The following is a 10,116-nucleotide window of genomic DNA, read 5'->3' as shown; positions in this document are numbered from 1 at the left end:
CGTGACGCGGGTTATAAGTCCACCAATCAACAACGTCAACACCTTAAATGATAGAAATTTACAAGCGCCATGTTTATGCCGCAAATTCTCTCTAGAAACCGAAATTCCCGAGTTGTGGTACAGAGCAAGCACCCTCTTAGAGGAATATGCTGACAACAGGAGGCGGGTCTTATTCCAAACAATGCGAAATTCCTCACGTAATTCGCAGAATCGCGCTCTCCACATAACTTAAGGAAAAATTGAGGAATACTTGACAAAATTGCAATCTGACAGCATCTTTCGACGCGTCATTATGGTTAACAGGTTTTAAATCAACATATTATTTCTGGTGGTTCAACGAGTGCTGAAGAAAATGAAATCAGGCGCCAAATCAGGGTTGGTCAGCAAATCATTGCTGATACCTGTCATAACAATGATTGCCGGGGGCGCCGCTGGCGCTTTGCTGGTATCCATATTTTTATCCGGTTCTGATGAACCCCCAGCCCAGATCGCCAGCGCGGAGCAAGAACAGGCTGCGCCGGCCATTGTGCAAGAAGCCGCCGCTTCCGTAAAGCAAGATATCGATGTTGATATTGATACGACTGAAGTTCTGGAAAACAATTCTGAAGTGACGGTCGCCGCCTATGCACCATCCACATCGGAAAGCCTGAATGAACTGACCAAGACTGTATCCGTCAACAAAGGCGATACATTAATGGCGGTTTTGACCCGGGCCGGAGCCGATCGCACGGAAAGCCATGAAGCAATTACGGCCCTCAACGAAATTTTTGATCCGCGCAGCCTGAAAATCGGGCAGGATGTGACGCTCTATTTTGCAACCACTGACGTTGACCCGTCAAATAGCACCGCGACACCGGGGCTCGTTCGCGTATCCCTGAAGGAAGACGTTGACCGGCAACTTGCCGCAGTCCGCACCCCCGGTGAAGGCTTCACAGCGCAAGAAACTATTCTGGAACTCGACAGGAAAACAGTGAGAGCGGGCGGAGTCATCCAGAGTTCTCTCTTTTTATCCGCAGCACAGGCCGGCATCCCCACAAAAACCATTGTCGACCTGATCCGGATATTCAGCTACGACGTGGATTTTCAGCGCGAGATCCAGCCTGGCGATAGTTTTGAGGTCTATTTTGAGCGATTTGCAGACGAGGATGGGCGGGTCCTGAAAGACGGCGCCATTCTCTGGGCATCGATGACGTTAAGCGGCAAGGAGTACTCCGTATATCGTTTCAGAACAAGTGACGACGGATTTACGGATTATTATAATGCACAGGGCCAAAGCGTTAAAAAAACCCTGATGCGTACACCAATTGACGGCGCGCGCCTGACCTCCGGTTTTGGCAAGCGCAAACACCCGACACTCGGTTACACCAAGATGCATCGTGGTGTTGATTTTGGTGCCCGGAGCGGAACACCGATCATGGCGGCCGGCAATGGAATTGTTGAGATGGCCGCGCGCAACGGTGGTTATGGTAATTACGTCCGCATCCGCCATAACAATGAATATAAAACGGCTTATGCCCATATGAAAAAATTCGGAAAGGGGATCCGCAAGGGCTCCCGTGTCAAGCAGGGTCAGATAATCGGCTACGTTGGTTCTACGGGCCGCTCTACGGGTCCGCATCTGCATTACGAAGTGCACAGAAACAGTAAGCAGATCAATCCGCTCTCGGTTAAATTGCCCGCAGGCCGTAAACTCGGCGGTAAAATACTCGCCGCATTCCAGTCACATACGAACGTCATCCGCCAGGAAGTTGCAGGGGTTGAACTGGAAACGCAGTTGGCGAGTATAAAGGCAGAATAACCGCGCATAGGGGCATGACAAGAATACTTCAATATGAAAAAAAAGCGGCTGCCTGTCGGCAAGCCGCTTTTTCTTTTTCACAATCTGATGCTCTTATGCCGCATCAGCCAGTTCATTATTTATCAGGAGACCATCGTCACTGCCTGAAACCTTGACTGTGGCACCATCCGCAATAACCCCTTCGAGAATTTGCGTTGCCAACGGGTTTTGCAGGTAACGCTGGATCACCCGCTTCAACGGCCGGGCCCCGTATACCGGATCATAACCACGATTTGCGATCCATTCATAGGCAGAAGGATCCAGCTCCAGCCCAATCCGCCGCTCGGACAGCAGCTTCTGCAGATACCCCAATTGAATATCCACAATGGCATTCATATTCTCACGGCTCAACCGATGGAATACAATCTGCTCATCCAGCCGGTTCAGAAACTCCGGCCGGAACGCAGCACGCACTGTTTCCATGACTTTGTGACGGACCAGTTCATCATCGACATCATCCCCACTAGAGAGGTGTTCGCTGCCCAGATTGGAGGTCAGCACGATCAGGGTGTTTTTGAAATCCACGGTCCGGCCCTGACCATCCGTCAGACGGCCATCGTCAAGAACCTGCAACAGGATGTTAAAGACATCCGGATGCGCTTTTTCAACCTCATCGAACAGGATCACCTGATAGGGACGACGGCGGACAGCTTCAGTGATGACACCGCCCTGATCATAACCAACATACCCGGGAGGCGCACCGATGAGACGGGCGACACTGTGCTTTTCCATATATTCGGACATATCAACACGCAGCAACGCATGTTCATCATCGAACAGGAACCCGGCTAGCGCTTTGGTCAATTCTGTTTTACCCACGCCGGTTGGCCCAAGGAACAGGAAGGAGCCAATCGGCTGGTTCGGATCCTGTAGCCCCGCACGCGAGCGACGAACGGCATTTGAGACGGCAACAAGTGCCTCCTCCTGCCCGACAACGCGCTTACGGAGTTCATTTTCCATATTGAGCAGTTTCTCACGCTCACCGGAAAGCATCTTGTCCACCGGGATGCCGGTCCAACGTGAAACGACACCCGCGATATCTTCTTCCTTCACACTATCCCGTCCGATGGAGGAGCCTTCAGCCTCCTCCGCTTCGGCGAGCTGCTTTTCAAGCTCCGGAATTGCCCCATAGGCCAGCTCACCGGCGCGTTGCAGGTTCCCCTGACGCTGAACTGTCGCCAGTTCGTTTCGCGCCGCATCCAGCTGTTCCTTCACATGCTGGGCACGGTTCAGCTTTTCCTTCTCCATCTGCCAGCTTTCCGTCAGGTCAGCAGATTGCTTTTCAAGCTCCACCAGCTCGGTTTTGAGTTTTTCAAGACGTTCTTTAGAGGCTTTGTCTGTTTCTTTTTCAAGGGCAGAGCTCTCAATTTTCATCTGCAATATCTTGCGATCAAGCTCGTCTACTTCTTCTGGCTTGCTGTCTACTTCCATACGGCGTCGGCTGGCGGCCTCATCCATCAAGTCGATGGCCTTATCAGGCAGGAACCGATCCGTAATGTAGCGGTTCGACAAGGTGGCCGCTGCGACCAACGCACTGTCGGAGATTTGCACGCCATGATGAACTTCATATTTTTCTTTCAGTCCACGCAGGATTGAAATGGTATCCTCAACCGTCGGCTCAGAGACAAAGACAGACTGGAACCGGCGGGCAAGCGCCGCATCCTTCTCGATATACTTACGGTATTCATCAAGGGTCGTTGCACCAACACAGTGAAGCTCACCGCGCGCAAGCGCCGGTTTCAGAAGATTAGAGGCATCCATCGATCCTTCCGCAGCACCCGCACCAACAAGCGTATGCAACTCATCGATAAAGAGCACAATCTCACCGTCTGTTGAAGAAATGTCCGATAAGACGGCTTTCAACCGTTCCTCAAATTCGCCGCGATATTTGGCACCTGCAATCAACTGGCCGAGATCAAGGCTCATCAATTTCTTGTCTTTCAGGCTTTCCGGTACGTCGCCATTCACAATCCTGAGCGCCAAGCCTTCGATGATAGCCGTTTTACCGACACCCGGCTCCCCAATCAGGACCGGATTGTTTTTGGTGCGGCGTGACAACACCTGTATGGTGCGGCGGATTTCCTCGTCCCGGCCAATCACCGGATCGAGCTTGCCTTTCCGGGCTGCTTCCGTCAGATCCCGCGCGTATTTATTAAGCGCATCGTAGCCGGATTCCGCACCGCTGCTATCCGCTGTACGGCCTTTGCGCAAATCGTTAATAGCCTCATTAAGGCTATTCGCCGTTACGTTGGCGTTGTTCAGGATCTTGGCAGAGTCGGTTCCCTTTTCCAAAGCCAGAGCCAGCAGCAGTCGTTCCGCTGTCACAAAACTGTCGCCAGCCTTATCCGCCAGCTTCTCGGCGGATGCGAACAATCTTGCCAGCTCGGGGGTCAGATTGACTTGCCCGGCACCACTGCCCGTAACCTGCGGCATTTTCGCGATGGCATCATTCACACCCTGACGCGCCATGGCGGCATCACCGCCAGCCTTGGCGATCAAGCCGCTTGCCAGTCCTTCCTTGTCATCAAGAAGTACTTTTAAGAGATGTTCTGGCGTCAGTCTCTGGTGGTTTTCACGTAACGCCAAAGTTTGGGCCGACTGGATGAAACCTTTCGACCGATCTGTATATTTTTCTATATCCATGCTCGTCCTCGACACATAGACCGTTGTTTCCTTGCGCGACTTCCCATGATCCCTTAAAGGCAACCATTCTGCAAGCCCGCCAACGGCTTCATTTCTGGTTTATATGTGGGCGATCTGTGATTGATTTCAAGCCGGTAATGGTTCGACTGTTGCGACAAAATTTCGCACGCCAAAAATAAAAAGGGAAGCAACATACCGCTTCCCTTTTTCTTCTATAAGTTTATCAGGTGCTAAAAAAGAAACCGGGGCTATTCCGTCGTGTTCGCTTCCTCAGCGTCATTTTCATCGACGTTCCGGCTTGATGTCCGGCGGCGCAGGGTCCGTGTACGGCTCACCTTTCGTTTCGGTTTCGCCTCGTCACCTTCACCTTCGGCGACAGGAGAAAGCCCCGATACCGCTCCGTCAGCTGTCATATCGACAACCGGTTGTTCTGCCGTGCTAAGATCAATCTCCGCCTTACTGATATCGTCGCTTCTTTTTTCGTCATCTCCGGAAACGGCCTCATCCCGGGCACGACTCCTTGGTTTGCGTTGTGGTCGTTTATTGTTTTCATTTTCTGACGGTGCCGCGGAGTTCTCGGCATTATTTGAATTCCCCTGATTATCCGCGCTCTCTGAGCTGCCCGTGTTATCCGAATTTTCCGATGCCGACTTTTCCTTCGGTATCGCCGTATTGGCCGCAATTATTCTGAAGTAATGCTCAGCATGCTGAAAGTAATTTTCGGCCGCAACACGATCTCCTGACGTCTGGGCATCGGAGCCATGCGCAACATACTTGTCATAGACCTGCTGCGCAGTTCCGCGAATTTTGCCATCGGGCCCATTACTGTCATAATTACGGTTTCCACCACCTGGTCGGCGATTATTGCCTGACCCAGGCCGATTACCCCCAGAATTCGTCCGTCCGCCGCGAGGACGCCTGTTACTACTTACTCTCATAATCGCAATGATTCCGTCAATCTAGAGTTCAAATTTCACGTCAGTGTAAAGATGATTCAATTCAGGCACCCACTTAATTCCCACTCGCATTTCCAAGATGTTCCGTCATCCAGGAAGCTCAGGCCTGATTTTGAATTAAATATTGATCACGGACCTTAAGATTAGGTCTTGTTGTTCACGTATGATCTGAATAAACCCTACCCTCTGTTTCTCTAATAATCCAACGTTTTTTTCAAAAAATCGCACTAATCTGCAAGAAAGCCGGATACGCAGCGTTCAATTGACGCAAGATCCCGGTGATATTTCAGTTGGGAAAAGCCTGCTTGCTGCATCATCCGGCCTACATCCGACGCCTGCCCCGCCCCCACTTCGAATATCAAGAGACCACCGGGTCGGAGAACCTTATGAACATCGAAAAGAATTTGTCGATAGCAATCAAGCCCGTCAGTTCCTCCCGTCAGGGCAGCGTGTGGCTCATAGTCACGTACCTCCGGTTGCAGTCCCTCGATCTCCCCACTCGGGATGTAGGGAGGGTTGCTAACGACAAGATCGAATTTTTCATCCCTGCCGCGGGCCCAGTTTCCGAAAAAAAATTCTGCTTGCGCATCCAGGCCAAGACGAACCGCATTTTTACGCGCAACTGCAAGCGCCGCATCGCTTTTATCAATACCTATCCCGGTTGCCTTGGGCAGTTCACTCAATAGCGACAAAAGGAGACAGCCACTCCCCGTTCCAAGGTCGAGGATCCGTCGCGGTTTAAAAGTATCTTCGCAACGTGCCAGTGCCGATTCAATCAGTGTTTCACTGTCCGCTCTGGGATCCAGCACATCCGCCGTGACAAGAAAATCAAGGCTCCAGAATTCCCGATGCCCAGTCAAATGTGATAGAGGCTCGCGCTTCGAACGTCGCTCGACTAAACGGTCAAATGTTTCTTTCTGCTGCACTGTCAGGTGGCGTTCCGGCTCCCTATGCAAAAAGCCTGAATCTTCACCGATTGCATGTGCGAGCAGCAAGGTTGCTTCTCGCTTTGCATTCGTCACTCCAGCTGCCCTCAGGACGTCAGCAGCAGATTTAACAGCGCCAAGCGCATTCTCGGTCATCCCTCAGTTGCCGCCTTCAATCTCGGCAAGGAGCGACGCCTGATCTTCGGAGATCAACGCGTCAATGACTTCATCCAGTGCCTCGCCCGCGAGAACCTTGTCCAACTTGTAAAGAGTCAGGTTTATCCGGTGATCCGTCAGGCGACCTTGTGGAAAGTTATAAGTGCGAATTCGCTCCGAGCGATCTCCCGACCCTACTTGGCCCTTGCGTGTGGCTGAACGCTCTGCCGCTTTCGCCGCACGCTCCGCTTCATAAATGCGGGAACGCAAAACACTCATGGCCTTGGCCTTATTCTTGTGCTGTGATTTCTCATCCTGCTGCTGCACAACAATGCCCGTCGGGATATGAGTAATACGAACAGCAGAATCCGTCGTATTCACCGATTGCCCGCCCGGTCCGGAGGCCCGGAAAATATCCACGCGAATATCACTGTCCGCGATTTGTACGTCCACCTCCTCGGCTTCCGGCAGCACCGCAACCGTCGCCGCGGATGTATGAATACGCCCTCCGGTTTCGGTTTCTGGTACCCGCTGAACACGATGCACCCCGGATTCAAACTTGAGATTGGCAAAGACGTTACGCCCGGTGACCTTTACGATCACTTCCTTGATACCGCCAAGATCCGATTCCGATAGCGACATAGTCTCGCAGCTCCAGCCCTCACTCTCCGCATATCGTTGATACATCCTGTAAAGATCACCCGCGAAAAGTGCGGCTTCTTCACCGCCCGTTCCTGCCCGAATTTCAAGAATGGCATTTTTCTCATCGGCGTCGTCTTTGGGTAATAGTTGAAGCTTGATGGAATGCTCCAGATCAGGGAGTAGCGCCTTCAACTCCTCCTGCTCCAGCTCTGCCATCTCTTTCATTTCTGCATCGATGTCCGGACTATCCAGCATTTCCTGTAGCCCGGATAGTTCATCGCGGGTTGCCTGAAACTTCTGGATGCATTCCACAAGAGGTTTGATTTCGGCATACTCCCGGCTCATCCGAACGAAATCATCCGGCGCGACCTCTCCCATTTCACCAGACATGGTGGCTTCCAGCTCTTCGGAGCGGGACTGGATCATTTTGAGCTTATCTTCGGGAAGCATTGCCTAACCTTAATCGAGAGCGCTGAGCGCAGCTGATATATCCAAGAGTGCAACTTCACGCTGCTCACCCTGATCGAGATCGCGAAGAGTACAAACGTCGCGGGCAAGTTCATCCTCACCGATCAGGACAGCTGCACGGGCATTCAGCTTATTTGTCCGCTTCATGCGCTTGCCAACATTGCCCTTGAACGCCATTTCAATATTAAGGCCGTCCTGCCGCAATTGATACGCGAGTTTCGCCGCGATAGCCTCCGCCGCATCCCCGACCGGAATAATGGCAATGGGACGGACGGAAGCCGGGACATCCTCAATAAGCATAGCAAGACGTTCAATCCCGCCGGCCCAACCGATTCCGGGAGTTGGTTTGCCCCCGAGCGTCTCTATGAGTCCGTCATAGCGTCCACCGGCGATCACTGCCCCTTGCGCCCCGAGCGCGGTTGTCACAAATTCGAAGGCAGTATGGGTATAATAGTCTAGGCCCCGCACCAGTCGCCGATTTAGCGTGTAGTCAATCCCAAGCAGTGATAACCCCTCCAGCACTTCATCGAAAAATTCACTAGAGAAGTTGTTGAGATAGTCATTGAATAACGGCGCTTTCTCAACAATAACCCGATCACCTTTATCCTTGCTGTCGAGAATACGAAGGGGATTACGCCCGAGCCGATCTAGGCTGTCCTTCGACAGGTCAGATTTATGGTCGCTGAAGTACTCAACGAGAGCAGCGCGATAAGTTTGTCTGCTTTCCTGATCGCCAAGTGTATTGATCTCAAGCGAGCAATCCTTCATCACTCCAAGCGCCGTCAGGATCGACGCTCCGATAGCAATCACCTCAATGTCCGCCTTGGCCTCCGGAGCGCCGATGCATTCCACATCAATCTGATGGAACTGCCGCTGCCGACCTTTTTGCGGGCGTTCATATCGGAACATCGGACCGGCCGCGAACACTTTGAAGGGCACATTCTGTTGCAGGCCGTTGCTGATGAAAGCACGGCAAATCCCGGCGGTATATTCAGGCCGCAACGTCATGCTTTCCCCGCTGCGGCTTTCAAAGGAATACATTTCCTTCGACACAACATCCGAGCTCTCACCCATCGTCCGTGCGAAAACCTCGGTGAACTCAAAAATCGGCGTTGCCATCTCCGCATAGCCAAATCGCGCCGCCACATCCCGCGCTGTGCCGATCACATGGACGTGACGTACGAAATCCTCGGGCAACAGGTCATGGGTGCCGCGGACTGGCTGGGGTAGTGACACGTCTTTTCTCCGTTTAGTAAATACTTTCGAGGCAGGATCAGGCGATACGCTGGACGGCATGGGATTCAGCCACATTACCGTCCGCATTCAAAGCTTCCAGTTCAGCAGCTTTCGCTTCGACCAATTCTACAATATGGTCCACCATATCGCCGGTTGCCACTTTATGATCCGTAACACCGCTCAAGTAAACCATATGATTGTCCTTGCCGCCGCCGGTCAGGCCGATATCAGTCTCCCGCGCTTCACCGGGGCCGTTGACGACGCAGCCGATGATCGAAAGGGTGAGTGGTGTCTGGATATGCGCCAGTCGCTGTTCCAGCAGTTCCACGGTCTTGATTACGGGAAAGGCCTGCCGCGCACAGGACGGGCAGGAAATAATTGTGACGCCCCGGCGTCGTAACCCCAGGCTCTTCAGAATTTCATAGCCAGCCTTTATCTCTTCCACCGGGTCTGCAGAGAGAGATACCCGGATTGTATCGCCAATCCCCGACCAGAGCAGCATGCCAAGGCCGATAGAAGATTTTACCGTGCCGGATGACAGCCCGCCAGCTTCCGTAATGCCAAGATGAAGCGGATAGTCACAAGCGTCAGCCAGCCCCTGATAGGCAGCAACAGAAAGAAAGACATCGGACGCCTTCACACTGATCTTGAAGTTGAAAAAATCATTGTCCTCAAGAATACGGGCGTGGCTCAACGCCGATTCCACCATCGCTTCCGGGCAGGGCTCGCCGTATTTTTCCAGAAGTTCACGTTCAAGGCTGCCCGCGTTCACGCCGATCCGCATGGAACAATTATGATCCACCGCCGCTTTTACCACATCGCGCACACGATCAGGCGAACCAATATTTCCGGGATTGATCCTGAGACAGGCCGCGCCTGCCTCCGCTGCTTCGATACCACGCTTATAATGAAAGTGAATATCCGCGATAATCGGAACTCGCGTCTCCCGGATAATCTCTTTGAGCGCTGCGGTGCTTGCCTCATCCGGACAGGAAACCCGGACAATGTCCGCCCCTGCCTCTTCCAACGCATGAATTTGTGCAATCGTCGCCTTGGCGTCCGATGTCAGCGTATTGGTCATCGACTGCACCGTAATCGGTGCATCACCACCAACGGGAACATCGCCAACATAAATTTGGCGAGATTTCCGGCGGTTTATCTCTCTGTAAGGTCTGATGCTCATGGGATCATACTTTATAAAATGGCGTCAAAAAATGCTGCAGTCGCTATTTTCGCCTAAAATGGCTGTTTA

At 52.5% G+C, this 10,116-nt stretch carries 7 protein-coding genes; 1 reads left to right on the top strand and 6 read right to left on the bottom strand.

Annotated features, from left to right (window positions below):
- Nucleotides 1-340: 340 nt before the first annotated feature.
- A complete protein-coding gene (locus AACZ19_RS16385) occupies nt 341-1,798 on the top strand; it encodes a peptidoglycan DD-metalloendopeptidase family protein (protein ID WP_339635575.1) in 1,458 nt (485 codons plus the stop codon).
- A 93-nt stretch (nt 1,799-1,891) separates the two neighbouring features.
- On the opposite strand, the gene clpB is transcribed toward AACZ19_RS16385, so the two are convergent.
- The 6 genes from clpB to ispG all read right to left on the bottom strand — a co-directional run bounded on the left by clpB (nt 1,892) and on the right by ispG (nt 10,047).
- The gene (gene clpB / locus AACZ19_RS16380) at nt 1,892-4,480 is read right to left on the bottom strand and encodes an ATP-dependent chaperone ClpB (protein ID WP_339635574.1); all 2,589 of its coding nucleotides are present in this window, start codon (nt 4,478-4,480) and stop codon (nt 1,892-1,894) included.
- Nucleotides 4,481-4,728: 248 nt separating this feature from the next.
- A complete protein-coding gene (locus tag AACZ19_RS16375; protein WP_339635573.1) occupies nt 4,729-5,418 on the bottom strand; it encodes a DUF4167 domain-containing protein in 690 nt (229 codons plus the stop codon).
- Nucleotides 5,419-5,663: 245 nt separating this feature from the next.
- Nucleotides 5,664-6,518: a peptide chain release factor N(5)-glutamine methyltransferase gene (gene prmC / locus AACZ19_RS16370; protein ID WP_339635572.1), complete on the bottom strand. Its 855-nt coding sequence runs from the start codon at nt 6,516-6,518 to the stop codon at nt 5,664-5,666.
- 3 nt (nt 6,519-6,521) lie between these two features.
- The gene (gene prfA, locus AACZ19_RS16365) at nt 6,522-7,610 is read right to left on the bottom strand and encodes a peptide chain release factor 1 (RefSeq protein ID WP_339635571.1); all 1,089 of its coding nucleotides are present in this window, start codon (nt 7,608-7,610) and stop codon (nt 6,522-6,524) included.
- 9 nt (nt 7,611-7,619) lie between these two features.
- Entirely contained in the window at nt 7,620-8,864 is a 1,245-nt protein-coding gene (gene hisS / locus AACZ19_RS16360) for a histidine--tRNA ligase (protein WP_339635570.1), read from the bottom strand.
- A 37-nt stretch (nt 8,865-8,901) separates the two neighbouring features.
- Nucleotides 8,902-10,047 carry a flavodoxin-dependent (E)-4-hydroxy-3-methylbut-2-enyl-diphosphate synthase gene (gene ispG, locus AACZ19_RS16355; RefSeq protein WP_339635569.1) on the bottom strand — a complete coding sequence of 382 codons (1,146 nt, stop codon included), beginning with the start codon at nt 10,045-10,047 and terminating at the stop codon, nt 8,902-8,904.
- Between the last annotated feature and the right edge of the window lie 69 nt (nt 10,048-10,116).

It is taken from the genome of uncultured Sneathiella sp., assembly GCF_963973085.1.
Lineage (GTDB): Bacteria > Pseudomonadota > Alphaproteobacteria > Sneathiellales > Sneathiellaceae > Sneathiella.
This window is presented reverse-complemented; position numbering and strand designations above follow the sequence as displayed.